17 protein-coding genes are annotated in these 20,799 nt (G+C 60.2%); 10 read left to right on the forward strand and 7 right to left on the reverse strand.

Annotated features, from left to right (window positions below; translation table 11 throughout):
• Positions 1–2: 2 nt before the first annotated feature.
• A complete protein-coding gene (locus PspS34_RS06780; RefSeq protein ID WP_057715989.1) occupies positions 3–848 on the reverse strand; it encodes a MoxR family ATPase in 846 nt (281 codons plus the stop codon).
• A gap of 145 nt (positions 849–993) precedes the next feature.
• Positions 994–2,067, reverse strand: coding sequence for a DUF748 domain-containing protein (locus PspS34_RS06785; protein ID WP_057715988.1), 1,074 nt, complete (start codon positions 2,065–2,067; stop codon positions 994–996).
• 129 nt (positions 2,068–2,196) lie between these two features.
• Here PspS34_RS06785 and cysK point away from each other — a divergent pair, with 129 nt between their 5' ends.
• From cysK to PspS34_RS06800, 3 genes are all read left to right on the forward strand, one after another.
• Positions 2,197–3,171, forward strand: coding sequence for a cysteine synthase A (gene cysK / locus PspS34_RS06790; RefSeq protein ID WP_090453716.1), 975 nt, complete (start codon positions 2,197–2,199; stop codon positions 3,169–3,171).
• A 263-nt stretch (positions 3,172–3,434) separates the two neighbouring features.
• Positions 3,435–4,373, forward strand: a complete 939-nt coding sequence (locus PspS34_RS06795; protein ID WP_150814871.1) for an aspartyl/asparaginyl beta-hydroxylase domain-containing protein — start codon at positions 3,435–3,437, stop codon at positions 4,371–4,373.
• A 498-nt stretch (positions 4,374–4,871) separates the two neighbouring features.
• Positions 4,872–5,735 carry a DMT family transporter gene (locus PspS34_RS06800; RefSeq protein ID WP_154860796.1) on the forward strand — a complete coding sequence of 288 codons (864 nt, stop codon included), beginning with the start codon at positions 4,872–4,874 and terminating at the stop codon, positions 5,733–5,735.
• A 46-nt stretch (positions 5,736–5,781) separates the two neighbouring features.
• On the opposite strand, the gene PspS34_RS06805 is transcribed toward PspS34_RS06800, so the two are convergent.
• The 4 genes from PspS34_RS06805 to PspS34_RS06820 all read right to left on the reverse strand — a co-directional run bounded on the left by PspS34_RS06805 (position 5,782) and on the right by PspS34_RS06820 (position 9,918).
• The gene (locus tag PspS34_RS06805) at positions 5,782–6,723 is read right to left on the reverse strand and encodes a LysR family transcriptional regulator (RefSeq protein WP_150814869.1); all 942 of its coding nucleotides are present in this window, start codon (positions 6,721–6,723) and stop codon (positions 5,782–5,784) included.
• A gap of 69 nt (positions 6,724–6,792) precedes the next feature.
• Positions 6,793–8,322 carry a tripartite tricarboxylate transporter permease gene (locus PspS34_RS06810; protein ID WP_154860795.1) on the reverse strand — a complete coding sequence of 510 codons (1,530 nt, stop codon included), beginning with the start codon at positions 8,320–8,322 and terminating at the stop codon, positions 6,793–6,795.
• Positions 8,319–8,852: a tripartite tricarboxylate transporter TctB family protein gene (locus PspS34_RS06815; protein ID WP_154860794.1), complete on the reverse strand. Its 534-nt coding sequence runs from the start codon at positions 8,850–8,852 to the stop codon at positions 8,319–8,321. Before PspS34_RS06815 ends, PspS34_RS06810 begins: the two co-directional genes overlap by 4 nt.
• Before the next feature lie 52 nt (positions 8,853–8,904).
• Entirely contained in the window at positions 8,905–9,918 is a 1,014-nt protein-coding gene (locus PspS34_RS06820) for a tripartite tricarboxylate transporter substrate binding protein (protein WP_150814866.1), read from the reverse strand.
• Between the two features lie 445 nt (positions 9,919–10,363).
• On the opposite strand from PspS34_RS06820, the gene PspS34_RS06825 reads away from it, so the two are divergent.
• The 6 genes from PspS34_RS06825 (at position 10,364) to PspS34_RS06850 (ending at position 17,865) form a co-directional block, all read left to right on the forward strand.
• Complete coding sequence (locus PspS34_RS06825; protein ID WP_150814865.1) at positions 10,364–11,704, forward strand: MFS transporter; 1,341 nt, start codon at positions 10,364–10,366, stop codon at positions 11,702–11,704.
• Positions 11,697–12,656: an amidohydrolase gene (locus PspS34_RS06830; protein WP_154860793.1), complete on the forward strand. Its 960-nt coding sequence runs from the start codon at positions 11,697–11,699 to the stop codon at positions 12,654–12,656. Before PspS34_RS06825 ends, PspS34_RS06830 begins: the two co-directional genes overlap by 8 nt.
• A complete protein-coding gene (locus PspS34_RS06835) occupies positions 12,653–13,657 on the forward strand; it encodes a 4-hydroxythreonine-4-phosphate dehydrogenase PdxA (RefSeq protein WP_154860792.1) in 1,005 nt (334 codons plus the stop codon). Before PspS34_RS06830 ends, PspS34_RS06835 begins: the two co-directional genes overlap by 4 nt.
• Positions 13,658–13,986: 329 nt before the next feature.
• A complete protein-coding gene (locus PspS34_RS06840; protein ID WP_007972458.1) occupies positions 13,987–15,162 on the forward strand; it encodes an L-rhamnonate dehydratase in 1,176 nt (391 codons plus the stop codon).
• A 52-nt stretch (positions 15,163–15,214) separates the two neighbouring features.
• A complete protein-coding gene (araD1, locus tag PspS34_RS06845) occupies positions 15,215–16,210 on the forward strand; it encodes an AraD1 family protein (protein ID WP_150814862.1) in 996 nt (331 codons plus the stop codon).
• 74 nt (positions 16,211–16,284) lie between these two features.
• Positions 16,285–17,865 carry an aldehyde dehydrogenase (NADP(+)) gene (locus tag PspS34_RS06850; protein ID WP_154860791.1) on the forward strand — a complete coding sequence of 527 codons (1,581 nt, stop codon included), beginning with the start codon at positions 16,285–16,287 and terminating at the stop codon, positions 17,863–17,865.
• 139 nt (positions 17,866–18,004) lie between these two features.
• Here PspS34_RS06850 and PspS34_RS06855 read toward each other — a convergent pair whose 3' ends face one another.
• Positions 18,005–18,913, reverse strand: a complete 909-nt coding sequence (locus PspS34_RS06855; RefSeq protein WP_102671265.1) for a DMT family transporter — start codon at positions 18,911–18,913, stop codon at positions 18,005–18,007.
• Between the two features lie 159 nt (positions 18,914–19,072).
• On the opposite strand from PspS34_RS06855, the gene aceK reads away from it, so the two are divergent.
• Positions 19,073–20,791 (forward strand): bifunctional isocitrate dehydrogenase kinase/phosphatase, encoded by a 1,719-nt coding sequence (gene aceK / locus PspS34_RS06860; protein WP_150814860.1) that lies wholly within the window; start codon positions 19,073–19,075, stop codon positions 20,789–20,791.
• Positions 20,792–20,799: the final 8 nt, after the last annotated feature.

Below are 20,799 nucleotides of genomic sequence, written 5' to 3' on the forward strand. Positions count from 1 at the left end.
CCTTATCGGCTGCCGCGACGGCTCATGAACGCCAGACGCTCCAGCAGTTGCACGTCCTGTTCGTTCTTGACCAGCGCACCGGCCAGCGGCGGGATGGCCTTGGTCGGATCACGCTCGCGCAGCACCGCTTCGCCGATGTTGTCGGCCATCAACAGCTTCAGCCAGTCCACCAGCTCGGAGGTCGAAGGCTTCTTCTTCAGGCCCGGCACCTTGCGTACGTCGAAGAACACGTCCAGCGCTTCGCTGACCAGGTCTTTCTTGATGTCCGGGTAGTGCACGTCGACGATCCGCTGCATCGTCACGCGATCCGGGAAAGCGATGTAGTGGAAGAAGCAGCGGCGCAGGAACGCATCCGGCAGCTCTTTTTCGTTGTTGGAGGTAATGATGATGATCGGACGTTTTTTGGCCTTGATGGTCTCGTCGATCTCGTAAACGTAGAACTCCATCTTGTCGAGTTCTTGCAGCAAGTCGTTCGGGAATTCGATGTCGGCCTTGTCGATTTCGTCGATCAGCAGGATGACCCGTTCTTCGGATTCGAAGGCTTCCCAGAGCTTGCCCTTTTTCAGGTAGTTGCGAACGTCGTGGACCTTTTCCGTGCCGAGCTGCGAATCGCGCAGACGGCTGACCGCGTCGTACTCGTACAGGCCCTGGTGGGCCTTGGTGGTGGATTTGATGTGCCAGGTGATCAGCTTGGCGCCAAAGGATTCGGCCAGTTGCTCGGCGAGCATGGTCTTGCCGGTGCCCGGTTCGCCCTTGACCAGCAACGGCCGCTCCAGGGTGATGGCGGCGTTGACCGCCAGCTTCAGGTCATCGGTGGCGACGTAGGCCTGGGTGCCTTCGAACTTCATCTGCTAATCCTCGAACGGTAACGCCGACCTGTACGAGGCAGGGCGGGGGGCAATAAAAGAGTCAGCCCCGACTATAACGCGGTGTCCGGTCGACTGTGAACGCAGACGGCTTATTCAGTCTCTGAATGGGGCGTCACTTGGTGACTCAGCCTGCATCCGGCTTTGGCCGTTCATACCGCGCATTGAATGCCTGGATGAAACCATTGCGTAAAATCTGTAAAAAAGCCTGGAATGCGCTGACATCTTGCTGATGCACATTACCCTTGAGTTCGACCCGTGTCGCAAACTGGTTTTTGCCCTGGTTTTTCAAGACGGTCTCGGTACCACCGACGAGGGCTTCCCAAATCGAGCGGAATAGCCCTTTGTCCTCGCTTTGCACATCCTGCTGCCAGTTGAACACGTCAACATCGCGCAGCAATGGCTTGATATAGCCGGTCAGTCGCCCCTTGCTGGCTGAGGCTTCGATCACCACGTCGCCATGGCCGGCGTTGAAGTCGAACTTGCCGTAGGCCGCGGCGAAGTCGTTCAAGCGCTTGAGCTCGATATCCGTGGTGCGCAAGCGAAACTCGAAGTCTTCGAAGTCGCTCAAGGGATCGAATGTGGCTGTGGTTTCCAGTGGTGCGTGCCCCAGCAGCAGGGCTTTGCCTTCGAAGCGCGCATCACGCTTGCCTTTGGTGTCGACCACGTTGGTCAGGTTGTAGATGTTGGCATCCACTTTTGTGGCATTCATGTTCACGGGTGGCTTGGAGTTGAAGTTGCGAAAACTGATCTTGCCGTCGTTGATCCGCACTTCGTTCAGGGTAATGGGCAGCAGCTTGCCTAATTGTGCTCGCCAGTCGGTACCCTCGCCGGTCTGGGAATTTTGCTTGTTGGCGCCATCGACGAAGTTGACCTCGGGTTTGTCGAACTGCGCCTCGGCCACCACTGCGTGGTCATGCCAGAGCGAGTGCCAGCTGACGGAGAGGTCAATCAATGGCGCATTGACGAAAGGCACGGGGACCTTGCCATTGACCTTGACGATTTTCAGTCCATTGATTTTGTAGGCGCCGCGCCACAGGGCCAGGTCCACGTCGGTAATCTGGCCGCGGTAGTCACCCATGTTCGCCAATCTCTCGTTGAGGTAATCGCGCACGATGTAGGGCAGGGCAATGTGCAAGGCAACCAGCAGCAGACCGAGGCCGGCGAGGGTCCACAGGGGCCAGCTGTATCGACGTTTCATGGCGGCAAATCTCTGGCTGTCTAAAGCCATTGACTGCACTGATAAGCGGACGTTCGACCCGACTGGACGCCTGCGGGCAAGAGGCTTACCTTGATGCCCTATTTCAATGCTGTCGTTAAGGACCCAGCCATGAGCCGCATTTTCGCTGACAACGCCCACTCCATCGGTAATACGCCGCTGGTGCAGATCAATCGCATTGCGCCGCGTGGTGTGACCATCCTGGTCAAGATCGAAGGGCGCAACCCCGGTTACTCGGTCAAGTGCCGGATCGGTGCGAACATGATCTGGGATGCCGAGGGCAGCGGCAAACTCAAGCCGGGGATGACCATCGTAGAACCCACCTCCGGCAATACCGGCATCGGCCTGGCCTTCGTGGCCGCCGCCCGTGGCTACAAGCTGATGCTGACTATGCCGGCGTCCATGAGTATCGAACGCCGCAAGGTACTCAAGGCACTGGGCGCCGAACTGGTGTTGACCGAGCCGGCCAAAGGCATGAAAGGCGCCATCGAGAAGGCCGGTGAAATCGTTGCCGGCGACCCGTCGAAGTACTTCATGCCGGCGCAATTCGACAACCCGGCCAACCCGGCCATCCACGAAAAAACCACCGGCCCGGAGATCTGGAACGATACCGACGGCGCGGTCGACGTGCTGGTGGCAGGTGTCGGAACCGGTGGAACCATCACCGGGGTTTCACGGTATATCAAGAATACCCAGGGCAAACCGATACTTTCGGTGGCGGTGGAGCCAGTGGTGTCGCCGGTGATCACCCAGGCCCTGGCCGGTGAAGAAATCAAGCCGAGCCCGCACAAGATCCAGGGCATCGGTGCCGGTTTTGTGCCGAAGAACCTCGATTTGTCGATCGTCGATCGGGTGGAACTGGTCAGTGACGAAGAGTCCAAGGCCATGGCCTTGCGCTTGATGCAGGAAGAGGGAATCTTGTGCGGGATTTCCAGCGGCGCCGCCATGGCGGTGGCCGTAAGACTGGCGGAGACCCCGGAAATGCAGGGCAAGACCATTGTCGTGATCTTGCCGGATTCCGGTGAGCGTTACCTGTCGAGCATGCTGTTCAGTGATCTGTTTACCGAACAGGAGAATCGCCAGTAAGTGCCAGATATTGGCGGATCGTGACTGGCGCTGACGGTTGAGGCGTTATCGCTGGTTGCGATCCATTGATCTGTTCCGGTTGATGATGGATTGCATCAGCCAGCGTTCAGGCACCTTATGTTAATAAGTGCTTTGTTGCACATTCATTAACATTGAATGTTGAAAAGTGCAGGTTTTCACCGGGGCGGTAGTGTTTATCATGCTGGTAGCCACGTCGGGCAATGGACGTGGTGCGGTGCCGTTTATCTTCAAAGGAGTTGTCGATGATCCCGTCGTTTGCCGCGAAAGCCTCGTTGTTGTTGCTGTTTCTCGGTAGCACCCTCTATGTGCATTTGCGCGGCAAGACGCGCCTGCCGGTTTTGCGCCAGTTCGTTAACCATTCGGCACTGTTCGCCCCCTATAACGCCCTGATGTACCTGTTTTCCGGTGTACCTTCGAAACCGTATCTGGATCGCAGCAAGTTCCCGGAACTTGATGTACTCAAGGACAACTGGGAGGTGATTCGCGACGAAGCGATGCACTTGTTCGACGAGGGGTATATCCGCGCGGCGGCAAAGAACAACGACGCCGGCTTTGGCTCGTTCTTCAAGAAGGGCTGGAAGCGTTTCTATCTCAAGTGGTACGACAAACCGCTGACTTCCGCCGAAGCCTTGTGCCCGAAAACCGTGCAACTGGTCAACAGCATCCCCAGCGTCAAAGGCGCCATGTTCGCGCTACTGCCGGGCGGCAGCCACCTCAATCCGCATCGCGATCCGTTTGCCGGTTCCCTGCGTTATCACTTGGGCCTGTCCACTCCCAATTCCGATGGTTGCCGCATCTTTGTCGATGGTCAGGTTTACGCCTGGCGCGATGGTGAAGACGTGATGTTCGACGAGACCTACGTGCACTGGGTCAAGAATGAAACGCAAAAGACCCGTGTCATACTGTTCTGCGATATCGAACGTCCGCTGAGCAATCGCTTCATGACCCGCATCAATCGCAGTATCAGCGCCTGGCTAGGTCGTGCGACGGCACCGCAGAACCTTGATGACGAGCGAGTGGGAGGCATCAACCGGGTCTATGCCTGGAGCAAGAACTCCAGCGATAAACTCAGTGGTGTGGTCAAGCAATGGAAGCGGCGCAATCCCAAGGCCTACCGTGTACTGCGTCCGGTACTGGCGGTGCTGGTGCTGATGTTGTTGGGGTATTGGTTGTTTGGCTAACGCTGGATACAGAATAAAAGAACCGCTCGTTGTGAGCGGTTTTTTAAAGGTTTTCGCGCAGTCCCTGAATGCCCCACCAGCCGCACAATGCAGACTTTGTACCGACTGTCGTAGCTGGCCTTTTGTTCGAGTCGTTGCAATCCATGTCGAACGCTGGTTATAGTCGGCGCAAGGTGAGTTTCGGACTCACTTTTTTATCCCTCGAACAAAGATCAACCCAATGCCTGCATCCCTCATCAACGCGGTAGTCGATTCAGCGGTCAACGCTGGCGTCGTGCCGTGCGGGAATCAGCAGCCGGGGCAGATCAGTCATTACCCCCCTCCTGTCAGTCGCACGCCAGTGTGCGCGGTGGTCTCACCGCCAGGCGTTGGCATTTCGGGCTGATCAGCTGCTCTCTGCTGTTCCCAAGCACGTCTGAAAAAGCGCCCGCCTGAAAAAAAACGACTGAATTTCAGCTTCGGCTGAGTTGGCTTTTTGCCTGACTACAGGTGGTATTCATGTTTGTCCTTTCGAAAAATTCCGCGCTCGCGGCGGCGTCCACGAGCCTGTTCGTTCTGCTGTGGAGCAGCGGGGCGATCTTCTCCAAATGGGGGCTGGCCCACGCGTCGCCCTTTGCCTTCCTGATGTTCCGTTTCGTCATCGCCCTGGGCGGCCTGGTGTTGCTGGTGCCGTTGCTCAAACTGAAGTTGCCCAAGGGCGGCAAACCGATGCTGTATGCGATGGTCACCGGCGTGGTGTTGTTGGGGGCGTATCAGATTTTCTATCTGCTGGCCCTGGACCTTAAAGTCACGCCCGGGGTGATGGCGACCATCATGGGCGTGCAGCCGATCCTCACCGTGGTGCTGATGGAACGCCAGCGTTCCTGGAGCCGGATGTTCGGTCTGGCCCTGGGGCTGACCGGGTTGGTCATGGTGGTCTATCAGGGCATCGGGTTGGCCGGGGTGTCGCTGGCCGGGATGCTTTTCGGTCTGCTGGCGTTGGCGAGCATGACCTTCGGTTCGATCATGCAGAAACGCATCACCGACAATCCCCTCGGCACACTGCCGGTGCAGTATCTGGCCGGACTGCTGTTGTGCGGGATTTTCGTACCCTTCCAGCCGTTTCACTTCGAGCACAGCAGCGGTTTCATCCTGCCGGTGTTGTGGATGGGGCTGGTGGTGTCGGTGCTGGCAACGTTGTTGCTGTACCGCTTGATTGCTCGAGGCAATCTGGTGAATGTCACCAGCCTGTTTTACCTGGTGCCAGCGGTAACGGCAGTGATGGATTATCTGATCTTTGGCAATCGCCTGGCGATGTTGAGCTTGTTCGGCATGCTGCTGATCATTGTCGGTCTGGTGTTCGTCTTCCGTAAAACCGTGTAGTTGCGGGTAAACCCGAGAAGGCCTTGAGCAATGCTCCGGGCCTTTATCATTTGGCCAGCGCGTGCTCGGCCCGCACCGAATTCATGAACGCCTGCATCGCTGAAGACTGAATGCGATGGCGCCGGGTGATCAGCCCGAAAGGCGGCAGTCGCGCCTCGAACTTGATCGGCAGCACCGCGAGCAAATCCCGACCCGGATAATCCTCGACCACCGACAGCGGTGTGACGCCGAGCATGTCGGTCTGCTGGATCAACGACAGCAAGGTCATGATCGACGTGGTTTCGACGATGCTGCTCGGGATGTCGACCCGCGCGTTGTGGAATACCTGGTTGATGATCGCGCGCATCGGGCTGGGCTGTTGTTGCAGCACCCAGGTCATGTTCTGCAATTCGGCCCAACTCAGTTGCGTGGCCTTAGCCAATGGGTTCTGTGCACCGCAAATCACGCACAGAGCTTCCTCGCCAAGGCTGTCGAACAACAACTCTTCGGCCCGGGCACCGGCCGGAATCCGCCCCAGCACGATATCCAGTTGATCCTGTAAAAGTGCCTGCACCAGTACGTCGCTGGTGTCGACCTGAATGCTCATCGACAAGCGCGGGTGACTTTGTTTCAAGGTGGCGATGGTGCGGGTCAGTAGCCCCGAGGCCAGCGCCGGAATGGCCCCGACCGCGACCCGGCCAAGGTTGCCGGATTCGAGAGCGACCAGTTCTTCACGCATGCCGCTGAGTTCGGCGAATACCATACGCGCGTAGTAGATGACCGTTTCCCCGAACGGGGTAGAGCGCATGCCCCGGGGCAGACGCTCGAACAGCTCGACGCCCAACAGGTCCTCGGCTTCATGGAGCATTTTGGTCGCAGCCGGTTGGGTCATGCCAATGTGGTCGGCGGCGCGGCGCAACGAGCCGAATTCCTGCAACGCCAGCATCAACCGCAGTTGGCGCAGGCGCAGTCGACTGTGGATCACATTGGCATCAGGAATTCGGGTCATTGGCCGTGCTCGAAAGAAGGACTGCGGCAAGCCTGACAACAAATGCCAGGCGTTGCCAGCATTGCTGTGTCACAGCACCGATTTTGCCTTGGCAACGTGGGATTTGCGCAGGCCCATCAGGCTTTGCAGCGCTTTGGAAATCAACGGCCAGAACAGCATCAGCAGCGCTGCCGTGGTCAGGCTGCCGACCAACGGGTTGGACCAGAAGATCCCCAGGTGCCCGTCGGAGAACAGCATCGACTGGCGGAACGCATCTTCTGCCTTGTCCCCCAGCACCGCCGCCAGCACCAGCGGCGCAATCGGGTAGCCGAGTTTCTTGAACAGATAACCCAGCGCACCGAAGCCGAGCATCAGCACCACGTCGAAGAACGAGTTGTGCACCGAGTAGGCACCGATGGCGCAGACCATGATGATGATCGGCGCGATGATCGAGAACGGAATGCGCAGGATCGAAGCGAACAACGGCACAGTGGCCAGCACGACGATCAGGCTCACTACGTTGCCCAGGTACATGCTGGCGATCAGGCCCCAGACAAAATCGTGTTGCTCGACGAACAGCGTCGGCCCCGGATGCAGGCCCCAGATCATCAAGCCACCGAGCATCACCGCGGCCGTAGCGGAACCGGGAATGCCCAGTGTCAGCATCGGCAGCAGGGCACTGGTGCCGGCGGCGTGGTCGGCGGTTTCCGGGGCGATCACCCCTTCGATTTCGCCCTTGCCGAAGTTTTCGCGGTTCTTCGAGAAACGCCGGGCCAGGCTGTAGCTCATGAATGACGCGGCGGTCGGTCCGCCCGGGGTGATGCCCATCCAGCAACCGACCAGGGTGCTGCGCACAATCGTCCACCAGTAGCGCGGCAATTTCGCCCAGGTGCGCAAAATCACCATCGGCGTGATCCGCGCATGCTCACCACGGAATACCAGGCCTTCCTCGACGGTGCAGAGGATTTCACCGATGCCGAACAGACCGATCACCGCGACTTCGAAGCTGATGCCGGTCATCAGGGTCGGCTGGTCGAATGTCAGGCGCAGGTTGCCGGACACGGTGTCCATGCCGACCGCCGCCATGGCGAAACCGATCATCATCGCCACCATGGTTTTCAGCGGCGGGTTCTTGCTCATGCCGATGAAGGTGCAGAACGCCAACAGGTACACCGCGAAGAACTCCGGCGAACTGAAGGACATGGCGAATTCGGCAATCCGGGTCGACACAAAAGTCAGCAGCAACACACCGCACAGCGCGCCGATCAGGGCCGAGCTGAACGCGGCGGTCAGCGCTTCGGCGGCGCGGCCTTCGCGAGCCATCGGATATCCGTCGAAGGTGGTCGCCACCGATGAGGGCTCTCCGGGGATGTTGAACAGTATCGAGGTGATCGAGCCGCCGAACAGCGCGCCCCAATACATGCACGACAACAGGATGATCGCCGACACCGGTGACATGGTGAAGGTCAGCGGCAGCAACAGCGCCACGCCATTGGGGGCACCGAGACCGGGCAACACGCCGACCAGGATGCCCAGCAGCACGCCGATCACCATCAGGCCGATATGGCCCGGCGTAAGGATCAGGTTCATGCCTTGCAGCAGGGAATCGAACTCGCTCATTTGAAATTTCTCCCGGCCAGGGCAATCCAGTCGCCCAGTGGGCCGGCATCCAGCGGCACCTTGAACCACAACGCGAAAATCAGGTAACTGGCGAGCACCGCGCCCAGGGACACACTGCCAATCATCCATTTGCTGTACGGTTTGGCGTGCACTTTGTCACGCCACATGAACCAGGCAATGAAACACGCCGAGGACACATAGATGCCGGTAAAGGGCATGGTGCCGACGAACAGCGCAATCGGGATGAACACCGACATCACTTGTTTGAATGCACTGTAACTGACGAACGCAACGCTCAATGCTTGCCAGCGCACCACGGTCAACACGCCGTTGGCGATGCTCGCGGCGCTCAACATCAGGCCGATGTAGAAGGGGAAGTAACCCGGCTCGGGGCCGGTATCCCCCCAGCCGATGCCTTGCTCGACGCTGCCGAACATCACCACAACCCCGATCAGGGTGGTGAACAACGCCAGGCCGAGTTCGACCCAACGGGTGCCGACCCGTGCCGGTGAATCCGAAGAATGGGACATGAAACACCTCCAGCAGATGACGACCGCCCGCAGGCGAGCGGTCGTGACAACTTTAGTTTTTCAACCAACCGGCTTCTTTGAACACCGGGGTGACGCGGGCGGTGTCTTTTTCGATGTAGGCGGTCAGTGGCTCGCCTTCGAGGAAGGTCGGCACCAGAGCGTTCTGCTTGACGTAGGCCTTGAACTCCGGAGTTTCCGTGACTTTGCGCATTAGCTCGACATAGAACGCCCGCTGTTCGGCGGTGACTTCGCCGGGCATGAACACGGTGCGCGGGAAGCGATACTGATCGATGCCCAGACCTTGTTCGTGGCAAGTCGGCACGTCCGCCCAGGACTTGTCGCCGGCGACTTTGTCGGTGTAGCTCATGCGCTCCTTGCTGAACACGCAGAGCGGCTGGACCTGATCGCCACGCCATTGGCTGATGCTTTCACTGGGGTTGTTGACGTTGGCGGCGATGTGTTTTCCGGCCAATTGGGTCGCGGCCTCGCTGCCGCTCTTGAACGGGATGTACACCAGTTTGCTGTTGTTGGTCTGGTTCAGCAGGAGGGTCAGGGTCTGGTCGACGTCCTTGGACTGGCTGCCTCCCATGCGCAGATTCGACGGGTCAGCCTTGACCGCTTCGTAGAAGCTTTTCGCATCCTTCCACGGCGCGCCCTTATAGCTCCAGAGAATGAAGTCATCCTCGGCCACGGCGGCAATCGGGGTCAGCTCCTGCCACTGGTAACCGAGCTTGGACACCAGAGGCAACAGGTAGATGTTGTTGGTGCCGATCACCAGTTTCTCGGCATCGCCCTTGTTCATTTTCATGTCGAGGAAGGCTTCGGCACCGTTGCCGCCGCCCTTGTTCAGGACGATGGTGTTCACGTCGAGCAGCTTGTGGGTGGTGATGATCGACTGGATCAGGCGACCGAGCTGGTCAGTGCCACCACCGGGGCCACCGGCGACGACGATTTCGACGTTCTTGTCCGGTTGCCAGGCGTTAGCAAAAGCGGGAAGGGCGCTGGCGGTGATCAGGGTGCAGCCGAGAAACAGACGGGAGGTGCGACGGACGAATGCATTTCGCATGATGGAAGAGCCTCGTTTTTATGTTCTTGTAATTGTTATGAGCGACTTGACTGTGCCGTGAAGCCGCAAGCCTGGGCTGAGTGTGTGAAGGTGCGGGCACGGCGTCTAGTCAAAACAATACATACACCGATAGCCTGGGGTTATAGCTCGGCAAACGAACAGGCACTTCTGTAGGAGCGAGTCTGCTCGCGATGTACTCAAGGGCGCTGCGTTAACTCAGGAAACAAGCGTTTTTGTTGAAGTCCATCGCGAGCTGGCTCGCTCCTGCAGTGAAGGGCGTGCATGGTTGAAAGGGCATTGAAAGCAGGGCATGACATAACTCGAGGCTATCGCCTGATTTCAAGTTTTGATTAGACGGTTATCACCGAGCCTTCGATAGTGCTCACAAACGTCGCCAGGAAGCGGCGCTGCTGTCTCCACAAAAATAATAAAAGAGGTACGCACCATGGCTCGTTCCAGTGCATCCCTGAATCTGGCCGGTGCAGATATCCAGCCCCAGGCCGCGGTACCCGCGCAGAGCTCCACCGCCAAGGCCAGCAACGTGCGTTGGCGGATCTTCGCGATCATCTTCGCGCTGACCATGGTCAACCTGATCGACCGGGTGTCGCTGTCCATCGCGATGCCGACCATCGCCCATGAATTCTCCCTGTCACCGAGCCTGCAAGGGCTGATCCTCAGCAGCTTCTTCTGGGCCTATGCGTTGTTGCAGATTCCGGGCGGCTGGTTGATTGATCGATTTGGTCCGCACCGGGTCATCAGCTGGTCCACCGGGTTGTGGGGCACGTTTCAGGTGCTGGCGGCGTTCGCCACCGGCGGCTTGTCGTTGTTGTTTGCCCGGGTTGCGCTGGGGGCCGCCGAAGCACCGCTGTTCCCGTCGGGCGGTAAACTGATTTCCCTGTGGCTGGCGCCGAGCGAGCGCAGTCGCGGGGCGGTGCTGATGGACAGTGGCAGCCCGTTGGGCGTGGCCCTTGGTGGGTTGATCATTGCCTGGCTGATTGCCTCTCTGGACTCCTGGCGCCTGGCGTTTGTGATCGCCGGTATTGCGACCCTGGTGTTGGCTTGGCTGGCGCGGCGTTACCTGCGCGATGACCCGGCCAGTCATCCGCAGGTCAATGAAGATGAGTTGGAGAAGATCAACGCCGGTCGCGCCACTCCCGCTGCCGAAGCCGCGCGGGTAGCGGTCAAAGGCCTGGGCATCGCGGCCCGTTCCCTGAGCGGTTTGCTGATCGGCCGGGCCAGTTGGGCCATGGTGTATTTCGGCCTGCTGACCTGGGGCCCGAGTTACCTGGCCCAGGCCCGTGGTTTTGATATCAAGGGCATTGGTGCGGCGACCTTCGTGATCTTCGTTTGCGGTGCGCTCGGCTCGTTGACCGGTGGTTTCCTCTGCGATGGCTTGATCCGCAAAGGCGTCAGCCGCGGTGTGGCGGTCAAGAGCCTGCTGGCGTTTTCCGGCCTGGTGGCTCTGGGCGCGTTCCTGTTGCTGCCGACCTTGAGTAATTCTTTTGCGGCGGTGGCGCTGTTGGCCATGACCGCGTTTTTCCTGATGTGGGGCAGTCTCTACTGGAGCTTCCCGGCGCTATTGGCGGCGCCGGCGCGGGTCGGCCTGATCGGCGGCGTGATGAACATGGCCGGCAGCACGGGCGGCATCGCGGTACCGATTCTGGTGGGGGTGATCCTGCAAGCGACCGGTGGCTTTGCTCCGGTGCTCGGGTTCTTCGCTGCGTGCTCGGCAGTCTTCGTGCTGGCGACCTTGTTCATCAGCCTGGATGAGGTGCGTCATGACTAATGCGTTATGGAACGGCCCGATCATCGACGCCCATCATCACTTCTGGGACCCGACCGTCAACGATCACCCCTGGCTCGCGCCCCAGGCCAATATCCCGTTTCGATACGGTGACTACAGCGCCATCAAGCGTCGCTATTTTCCCGAGGATTACTTCGCCGATGCCGGCGAGCATCGCGTGGTGCAAACGGTGTACGTCGAGACCGAATGGAACCCCAAGGACCCGATTGGCGAAACCCGATTCATCGAACAACTGGCCGCTCGCTACGGCGTGCCCAATGCGATCGTGGCGCAAGCCTGGCTCGACCACCCGGACGCCATCGATGTCCTGGCCGAACAGGCGCGCTTCAAGCATGTGCGCAGCGTGCGGCACAAACCCGGTGGGCCGGCCACGCCGCAACAAGTCGGGCATATGCGCAGCCTGATGAGCGACGAACGCTGGCGCCGCAGTTACGCCACGCTCGAAGGGCTGAGCTTGCATTTCGACTTGCAGACACCCTGGTGGAACCTGCACGAGGCCGAGCGCCTGGCCCGGGATTTTCCCGGTATCACGCTGATTCTCAACCATACCGGATTGCCCAACGACCGCAGTGCCGAAGGCCTGGCGGGATGGCGTCTGGCGATGGCGCGACTGGCCCAGTGGCCAAATGTGCAGGTGAAGATTTCCGGTCTGGGGCAGGGCGGCCAGCGCTGGCGCGCCAAGGACAACGCCTGGATCGTGCGCGAAGTGATCGCGATGTTCGGCAGCCACCGGGCGATGTTCGCCAGCAACTTCCCCGTGGACAGCCTCTGCGGCTCGTTCGATGACATCTACAGCGGTTTCAAATCCATCGTCGCCGATCTGCCGACGGCCGATCAGGAGCGACTTTTCTACAGCAACGCGCGGCGGGTCTATCGCTGCGAACCTTGCGCCATCGACCGGGCGCAGCCTGAACCCTTGAGGAGTGAAGCATGAGCAAATCCACCATCGCGATGGTCCTTGGGGACCCGGCGGGCATCGGCCCTGAGCTGATCGCCCGCCTGCTCGGCGAGCCCGAAGTGCGCAGCCAGGCTAATGTGATCCTGATTGCCGACGAAGCGGAAATGCGTCGAGGCATGCGCATCGCCGGGATGGAGTTTCCCTATCGTCGCGTCGAGTCCCTGGAGCATCTGGCATTCGTCGATGACACGCCGTTGTTCTATGACTTTCGTGGCGACACCATCGGTGAGTTTCCTCGCAGCGAAGCCAGTGTGATCGGCGGTCGCTACAGCCTCGACACCCTGGAAAAAGCCCTGCGCCTGACCGAGGCCGGCACCACTGATGCGGTACTGTTCGGCCCGTTGAACAAAACCTCGTTGCACATGGCCGGCATGGCCCACAGTGACGAGTTGCACTGGTTCGCCGAGCTGCTGGATTTCCACGGGCCGTTCTGCGAATTCAACGTGCTCGATAACCTTTGGACTTCACGGGTGACCTCCCACGTGGCCCTGGCCGATGTGCCGGGCCTGCTCAGCCAGCAACGGGTGGTTGAGGCGATTCAACTGATCGACACGGCGCTCAAGCGCAACGGACTGGAAAAGCCGCGGATCGGCGTATGCGGCCTGAACCCGCACAACGGTGACAACGGCTCGTTCGGTCGCGAGGAGCTGGACATCATCGGCCCGGCGGTCCGCTCGGCCCAGGCGCTGGGAATCGCGGCGGACGGACCTTATCCGGCCGATACGATTTTCCTCAAGGTCCAGGGCGATGCCAGTGCCTTCGACGCAGTGGTGACGATGTACCACGACCAGGGTCAGATCGCGATCAAGCTGATGGGCTTCTCCCGTGGGGTGACGGTGCAGGGCGGGTTGCCGATCCCGATCACCACCCCGGCCCATGGCACTGCGTTCGACATCGCGGGGCAGGGCAAGGCCAACGTCGGCGCGATCCGCCAGGCGTTCGAGATTGCGTGCCGGATGGGGCACAACCGCCACTGAACCCGGATTTCCAAAACGACAAAAATCCCCTGTGGGAGCGGGCTTGCTCGCGAATGCGCTGGGTCAGACGACAACTGTGTCGACTGACCCAGCGCATTCGCGAGCAAGCCCGCTCCCACATTTGTTTTGTGTATGGCTGATAACCCGATCAGCCAACTTACTGGGTATGGCTATCACCCCAGGTTATCGCCGGATACGCATAAGTGATTATCCGCAGTCCCCGGGCGCTGGCTAAAGTCGGCCCATCGAATGCCCGAGCCCCTCCATCAAAAGGCCCTGCGCACACGACCAACAATGACAAGAAGCCGACAGCCCAAGGAACTGTATTCATGAAAATCAAAGCGATCCGTACCCGCGTTTTCGAGTGGAAAGGCAAAGTCGTGCCACCCCAGGCGCACTTCTGCACCAACGCCAGCGACATCCTGTTCGAACGTGGCGACGCCATGGGCTCGTTCCGTTTCCACGGCTGGCTGGTGGTGGAAGTCGAGACCGACACCGGCCTCGTCGGCATCGGTAACTGCGCCCTGGCGCCGCGTGTGGCCAAGGAAATCATCGACACCTACCTGGCACCGATCGCCATCGGCGAAGACCCCTTCGACAACGAATACATCTGGCAGAAAATGTACCGCCAGAGCCACGCCTGGGGCCGCAAGGGCATCGGCATGGCGGCGATCTCGGCGATCGACATCGCCATCTGGGACATCATGGGCAAAGCGGTGAACAAGCCGGTGTTCAAACTGCTCGGCGGGCGCACCAAGGAAAAGATCTGGACCTACGCGTCCAAGCTCTACGCCAACGACAACCTCGACCTGTTCCTCGAAGAAGCCCAGGGTTACCTGAACCAGGGTTTCACCGCGCTGAAAATGCGTTTCGGCTACGGTCCGAAAGACGGTCCGGCAGGTATGCGCCGCAACATCGAACAAGTGCGCGCCCTGCGTGAGCTGGCCGGTCCCGACGTCGACATCATGCTCGAATGCTACATGGGCTGGACCCTGGAATATGCCCGGCGCATGTTGCCGAAACTGGCCGAATTCGAACCGCGCTGGCTCGAAGAACCGGTAATCGCCGACGACATCGAAGGCTACATCGAGCTGAAGAAGATGGGGATCATGCCAATCTCCGGCGGCGAGCACGAGTTCACCTCCTACGGTTTCAAGGACCTGCTGGAACGCCGCGCCGTCGACGTCATCCAGTACGACACCAACCGCGTCGGCGGCATCACCGCCGCGCGCAAGATCAACGCCATGGCCGAAGCCTGGTCGGTGCCGGTCATCCCCCATGCCGGGCAGATGCACAACTATCACCTGACCATGTCCACCACCGCCTCGCCGATGGCCGAGTTCTTCCCGGTGTTCGACGTCGAGGTCGGCAACGAACTCTTCTACTACGTATTCAAGGGCGAGCCGCAACCTGTCAACGGCTACATCCAGCTGGATGACAACAAGCCGGGCCTGGGCCTGGAAATCTCCGATGAGTACCTGAGCGATTTCAACATCATCGAATGACCTTCAAGCGCCGCATTCGAGCGGCGTTCGGATGACTGATCGGAGACACAACATGCACCTGATTCAATTTGAAAACACTGACCGCGAGCGCCAGGTCGGCCTGGTCGCCGGGGCGCAGATTCTGGTGGTGCGCGATACTCGCAGCACCCGTGAACTCGCGCTGGCGGCGATTCGTGCGCAACGCAATCTGCAAGAAGAAGTCGCCTTGCGCGGTACCGAACCGGGACCGGATTACGCGACGCTGTTGCAGCAGGGCAAAGTACTGCCACCGCTGGACCACGAAGACCCCGCTCACTGCCTGATCAGCGGCACCGGTCTGACCCATCTGGGCAGTGCCGCGACCCGGGACAAGATGCACCAGCACGACGGCGAAGTCGAAGCCGGCATGACCGACACCATGCGCATGTTCAAGTGGGGGTTGGAAGGCGGTAAACCGGCGGCAGGGCAGGTCGGTGCGCAGCCGGAGTGGTTCTACAAGGGCGACGGCAGCATCGTCGTGCGTCCCGGTGCGGATTTCCCGGTGCCGCCGTTTGCCGAGGATGCCGGTGAAGAACCTGAGCTGACCGGCCTGTATGTAATCGGCGACGACGGCCAGCCATACCGTGTCGGTTTTGCGCTGGGCAACGAGTTCTCCGACCACGTCATGGAGCGGCGCAATTATCTGTACCTCGCCCATTCGAAACTGCGCAGTTGCTCCTACGGTCCGGCGCTGCGTGTCGGTGAATTGCCCAGGCATCTGGTGGGCACCAGCCGCATCAAGCGTAACGGGCAAACGATCTGGGAAAAGGAGTTTCTCAGCGGCGAAGACAACATGTGCCACAGCCTGGCGAACCTGGAATTCCACCACTTCAAATACGCGCAGTTTCTGCGACCCGGCGATGTCCACGTGCACTACTTCGGCACCGCCACGCTGTCGTTTGCCGACGGGGTGAAAACCCAACCGGGGGATCGCTTCCAGATCAGTCTCGATGAGTTCGGTGAGCCGTTGGTCAACGGCATCGGAGAAAGCGCCCAGCCGCTTGGCATCGGTCAGGTGCGTACGCTGTAGGAGCGAGCTTGCTCGCGATGGACTCAAGAGCGCCGCACAAATCTTCGGCTAGCCAGACGATCAAGGAATCACTCATGACCACATTATCTGGACACAACTACATCGGCGGTCGCCGCAGTGCCAACGGTACGCTGCAGCTGCAAAGCCTCGACGCCACCACTGGCGAGCCGTTGCCCCAAACCTTCGTCCAGGCCAGCGAAGCCGAGGTGGATGCTGCCGCGAAAGCGGCGGCTGCGGCGTACCCGGTCTATCGCAACCTGAGTGCGGAAAAACGTGCGCGGTTCCTCGATGCCATTGCCGATGAAATCGACGGGCTGGGTGATGAGTTCGTCGCCACCGTGTGCCGCGAAACCGCGTTGCCGGCCGGGCGTATTCAAGGTGAGCGCGGACGCACCAGCGGCCAGTTACGCCTGTTCGCCAAGGTGCTGCGTCGCGGCGATTTCTATGGTGCGCGCATTGACCGGGCATTGCCGGATCGTCAGCCGTTGCCGCGTCCGGATCTGCGCCAGTACCGCATCGCCATCGGACCGGTAGCGGTGTTCGGTGCCAGCAACTTCCCGCTGGCATTTTCCACTGCCGGTGGCGATACCGCCTCGGCACTGGCTGCCGGTTGCCCGGTGGTGTTCAAGGCCCACAGCGGGCACATGGCAACCGCCGAGTGGGTGGCTGACGCGATCATCCGCGCGGCGGAAAAAACCGCTATGCCGACCGGTGTGTTCAACATGATTTATGGTGGCGGTGTCGGCGAATGGCTGGTCAAGCATCCGGCGATTCAGGCGGTGGGCTTCACCGGTTCGCTCAAGGGCGGCAATGCCCTGAGCCACATGGCGGCGACCCGGCCACAACCGATCCCGGTGTTCGCCGAGATGTCGAGCATCAACCCGGTGTTCCTGCTGCCCGAAGCCCTCAAGGTGCGCGGCGAGCAGATCGCGGCGCAATTGGCCGGTTCGGTGACCCTGGGCTGCGGGCAGTTCTGCACCAATCCGGGCTTGGTCATTGCTGTGCGCTCGCCACAGTTCAGTGCTTTTCTTGAGACATTCTGCGCCCACATGAACCAGCAACCGGCGCAAACCATGCTCAACGCCGGTGCGCTGGCCAGCTACGGCCGGGGCCTTGGTGAACTGCACGAGCATCCGGGCCTGACCCACCTGGCGGGCCGGCCGCAACAGGGCAATCAGGCGCAGCCGCAGGTGTTCAAGGCCGATGCCAGCCTGTTGCTCAAGGGCGATGAGTTGCTGCAGGAGGAAGTGTTCGGGCCGACCACCATCGTCATTGAGCTCGAGGACCAGGCACAGTTGGCGGCAGCGTTGCAGGGCCTGCGCGGGCAATTGACGGCGACGCTGATTGGTGAGGCGAACGAATTACTGGAGTACCGCTGGCTGGCTGAATTGCTGCAAGAAAAGGTCGGACGGATCTTGCTCAACGGCTATCCGACCGGGGTTGAAGTCTGCGAGGCCATGGTGCATGGCGGGCCGTATCCGGCGACATCCGACTCGCGGGGCACCTCGGTGGGCACCCTGGCTATCGACCGCTTCCTGCGGCCGGTGTGCTTCCAGAATTATCCGGATGCATTGCTGCCCGAGGTGTTGCAGAACGGCAATCCGCTGGGGATTCGGCGGTTGGTGGATGGGGAGGTGAGTGCTTCGGCCTTGTGATTGTCGGTGTCTGGGCTGACGCCATCGCGAGCAAGCTCGCTCCCACGCTGGATCTGTTGTGAACGCATAATTTGTGAACACTCTGATCAAATGTGGGAGCGGGCTTGCCCGCGAAGGCGTCATCCGCAACGCCACAACACTACCGGCCAGCCACCAAACCCGGTTTCACCGCAGCCGGCTTCAACACCAACCACAACGCCAGCGCAATCAACAACCCGCCATAGATATGCGCCATCGACAGTGGCTCATCGAGAAACAGCGCCCCCCACAACACGCCGAACAATGGGATCAAAAAGGTCGTAGTCATCGATTTCACCGGACCAATCGAGCTCAGGAGGCGGAAGTAAATAATGTACGCAAACGCCGTGCATCCCAGACCCAACCCCAGCAACGAGAGCCAGACACTCCAGCCGCCCCAGGTCGCGGGTGGTTGGCTGATCACGCTGTAGCCGAACAGCGGCAGCAGGAACAACGTCGCGCCAAGCATGCTGCCCACTGCCGACAAACGGCTGTCGAGACCACCGGCCTGATCGAGCCAGCGGCGGGCCAGAAACCCCGCAAATCCATAGCAGGTGGTCGCGAGCAGGCAGGCGACGGCACCCATCAGCAGTTCCAAATCGAACGCCACCGGACCGGCACGGGTCAGCACGCCCACGCCGAACAGCCCCAGGAACACGCCGCCGAGTTTGGCGCCAGTGAGCCTTTCATGGAAAAACAGGCCGCCGATCAGCACGCCCATCAAGGGTGTCGTGGCATTGAAAATCGACGAGTAACCGGCTGGTAGCACCTGCGCAGCCACCGAATAGAGCGTCGCCGGAATCCCGGAGTTGATCACCCCGAGCAGCATCACGGTCTTGAGTTTGCCCTTGAAGTCCCAACTGATGCGCATCAGGCCGAGAATCACCAGCAGTCCGGCAGCGGCGATCGATACACGGAAAAAAGCGGTAGGAATGCTGCCGATCACCGGGGCGATGATGCGCATGAACAGAAAACTGGCCCCCCAAATGGCCGCCAGGGACAGTAAACGGAAAATATCGACGGGGTTCACAGAGCGGTCCTTCCTTGGGGGAGGGGCGAAAGTGTTGCTGAGTGTGTGATCGATGGCAACCGAAAACCGGGCATTTAATTCACCCGCAAAATTACGCTTCTCCTGCACCCGGTTCACTGGCTAAGCTCAAGCCTCCCGAATTCCCGCAGAGGTCTCACCATGCCGCAGCAATGGCCAGCCGCCGACATCGCCCGCTTGATCCTCGATGGCTTTGACGATTACCGCGAGCATTTTCGCCAGATCACCGACGGCGCCCGGGCCCGCTTCGAACAGGCCAAGTGGCAGGAAACGCAGACGGCGTCGGCGGCACGGATCAATCTGTATGAAGACAAGGTCGGTGAAACGGTGGAGCGACTGCGCACCGCGTTTGACGCCGACACCCTGGACGTCAGCTGCTGGCCGCTGGTCAAAAACGCCTACATCAGCCTGATCGACCTGCGCTTCGACGATGAACTGTCCGAGACCTGGTACAACTCGATCTTCTGCGGACTGTTCAGCCATGACCTGATCAGTGACGGCTGCATGTTCATCCACACCACCCGGCCGAGCCTGCGCCGTGCCCGGGCCGCGCAAACCCGCACCTACAAGCCGCAAGGCCAATTGTCGGCGATGCTCGCCAGCATCTTCGCCGACTACCGCTTCAGCGAGGATTACGCCGACCTGGCCGGTGACCTGAAGCGCCTCGAAGCGCAACTGCGCGAGAACCTGCCGGATTGGGTGTGCAAGGATCCGGAGCTGAGCGTCGAGCTGTTTTCCTCGGTGCTGTACCGCAATAAAGGCGCGTACCTGGTGGGGCGCATCTACACCGCCGACGAGCAATGGCCGCTGGCAATTCCATTGCTGCACCTGGAGGGTCGCGGCATCCAGATCGATGCGCTGATCACCGATGAAGCAGACGTGTCGATCATCTTCTCGTTCACCCGCTCGTATTTCATGGTGGATGTGCCGGTGCCGGCGGAGTTCATCGGCTTTCTGCGACGCATCCTGCCGGGCAAGCACATTGCCGAGCTGTACACCTCGATCGGCTTCTACAAGCACGGCAAGTCGGAATTCTACCGGGCACTGATCAATCACCTGGCCAATACCGACGACCAGTTCATCATGGCCCCCGGCGTGCGCGGCATGGTCATGAGCGTGTTCACCTTGCCGGGTTTCAACACCGTGTTCAAAATCATCAAGGACCGTTTCTCGCCGTCGAAAAACGTCGACCGCGCCACGGTGATCGAAAAGTACCGCCTGGTGAAAAGCGTCGACCGGGTCGGGCGCATGGCCGATACCCAGGAGTTCGCCGACTTCCGTTTCCCCCTGAGCAAGTTCGATCCGGCGTGCCTGGAGGAACTGCTGGAAGTCGCACCGTCCACAGTGTCGGTGGACGACGATACGGTGCTGATCCGCCACTGCTGGACCGAGCGCCGCATGACCCCGCTGAACCTCTACCTGGAGAACGCCAACGAGGCGCAGGTGCGCGAGGCCCTGGAAGACTATGGGCTGGCGATCAAGCAACTGGCGGCGGCCAACATCTTTCCCGGCGACATGCTGCTGAAGAACTTCGGGGTGACCCGTCACGGTCGGGTGGTGTTCTACGACTACGACGAGATCTGCTTCCTCACCGAGGCCAATTTCCGCCACATCCCGTTGCCACGTACACCCGAAGATGAAATGGCGTCCGAACCGTGGTACTCGATCGGGCCACTGGACGTGTTCCCGGAAGAGTTTCCACCGTTCCTGTTTGCCGATTCGGGGCAACGCAAGTTGTTCGATCAGTTGCATGGCGAGTTGTACAACGCCGATTACTGGAAGAGCCTGCAGGAAGCGATTCGGGCGGGGAAGGTGATTGATGTGTTTCCGTATCGGCGTAAAGGCCTGGACAACGAGTAGTTCTCACC

This window comes from Pseudomonas sp. S34, from assembly GCF_009866745.1.
GTDB classification, from domain to species: Bacteria; Pseudomonadota; Gammaproteobacteria; order Pseudomonadales; family Pseudomonadaceae; genus Aquipseudomonas; species Aquipseudomonas jessenii.

Excerpts from the sequence above, each read along its gene's own strand:
- PspS34_RS06780 (WP_057715989.1), bottom strand. The coding sequence starts at position 848 with ATGAAGTTCGAAGGCACCCAGGCCTACGTCGCCACCGATGACCTGAAG.
- PspS34_RS06785 (WP_057715988.1), bottom strand. The coding sequence starts at position 2,067 with ATGAAACGTCGATACAGCTGGCCCCTGTGGACCCTCGCCGGCCTCGGT.
- cysK (WP_090453716.1), top strand. The coding sequence starts at position 2,197 with ATGAGCCGCATTTTCGCTGACAACGCCCACTCCATCGGTAATACGCCG.
- PspS34_RS06795 (WP_150814871.1), top strand. The coding sequence starts at position 3,435 with ATGATCCCGTCGTTTGCCGCGAAAGCCTCGTTGTTGTTGCTGTTTCTC.
- PspS34_RS06800 (WP_154860796.1), top strand. The coding sequence starts at position 4,872 with ATGTTTGTCCTTTCGAAAAATTCCGCGCTCGCGGCGGCGTCCACGAGC.
- PspS34_RS06805 (WP_150814869.1), bottom strand. The coding sequence starts at position 6,723 with ATGACCCGAATTCCTGATGCCAATGTGATCCACAGTCGACTGCGCCTG.
- PspS34_RS06810 (WP_154860795.1), bottom strand. The coding sequence starts at position 8,322 with ATGAGCGAGTTCGATTCCCTGCTGCAAGGCATGAACCTGATCCTTACG.
- PspS34_RS06815 (WP_154860794.1), bottom strand. The coding sequence starts at position 8,852 with ATGTCCCATTCTTCGGATTCACCGGCACGGGTCGGCACCCGTTGGGTC.
- PspS34_RS06820 (WP_150814866.1), bottom strand. The coding sequence starts at position 9,918 with ATGCGAAATGCATTCGTCCGTCGCACCTCCCGTCTGTTTCTCGGCTGC.
- PspS34_RS06825 (WP_150814865.1), top strand. The coding sequence starts at position 10,364 with ATGGCTCGTTCCAGTGCATCCCTGAATCTGGCCGGTGCAGATATCCAG.
- PspS34_RS06830 (WP_154860793.1), top strand. The coding sequence starts at position 11,697 with ATGACTAATGCGTTATGGAACGGCCCGATCATCGACGCCCATCATCAC.
- PspS34_RS06835 (WP_154860792.1), top strand. The coding sequence starts at position 12,653 with ATGAGCAAATCCACCATCGCGATGGTCCTTGGGGACCCGGCGGGCATC.
- PspS34_RS06840 (WP_007972458.1), top strand. The coding sequence starts at position 13,987 with ATGAAAATCAAAGCGATCCGTACCCGCGTTTTCGAGTGGAAAGGCAAA.
- araD1 (WP_150814862.1), top strand. The coding sequence starts at position 15,215 with ATGCACCTGATTCAATTTGAAAACACTGACCGCGAGCGCCAGGTCGGC.
- PspS34_RS06850 (WP_154860791.1), top strand. The coding sequence starts at position 16,285 with ATGACCACATTATCTGGACACAACTACATCGGCGGTCGCCGCAGTGCC.
- aceK (WP_150814860.1), top strand. The coding sequence starts at position 19,073 with ATGCCGCAGCAATGGCCAGCCGCCGACATCGCCCGCTTGATCCTCGAT.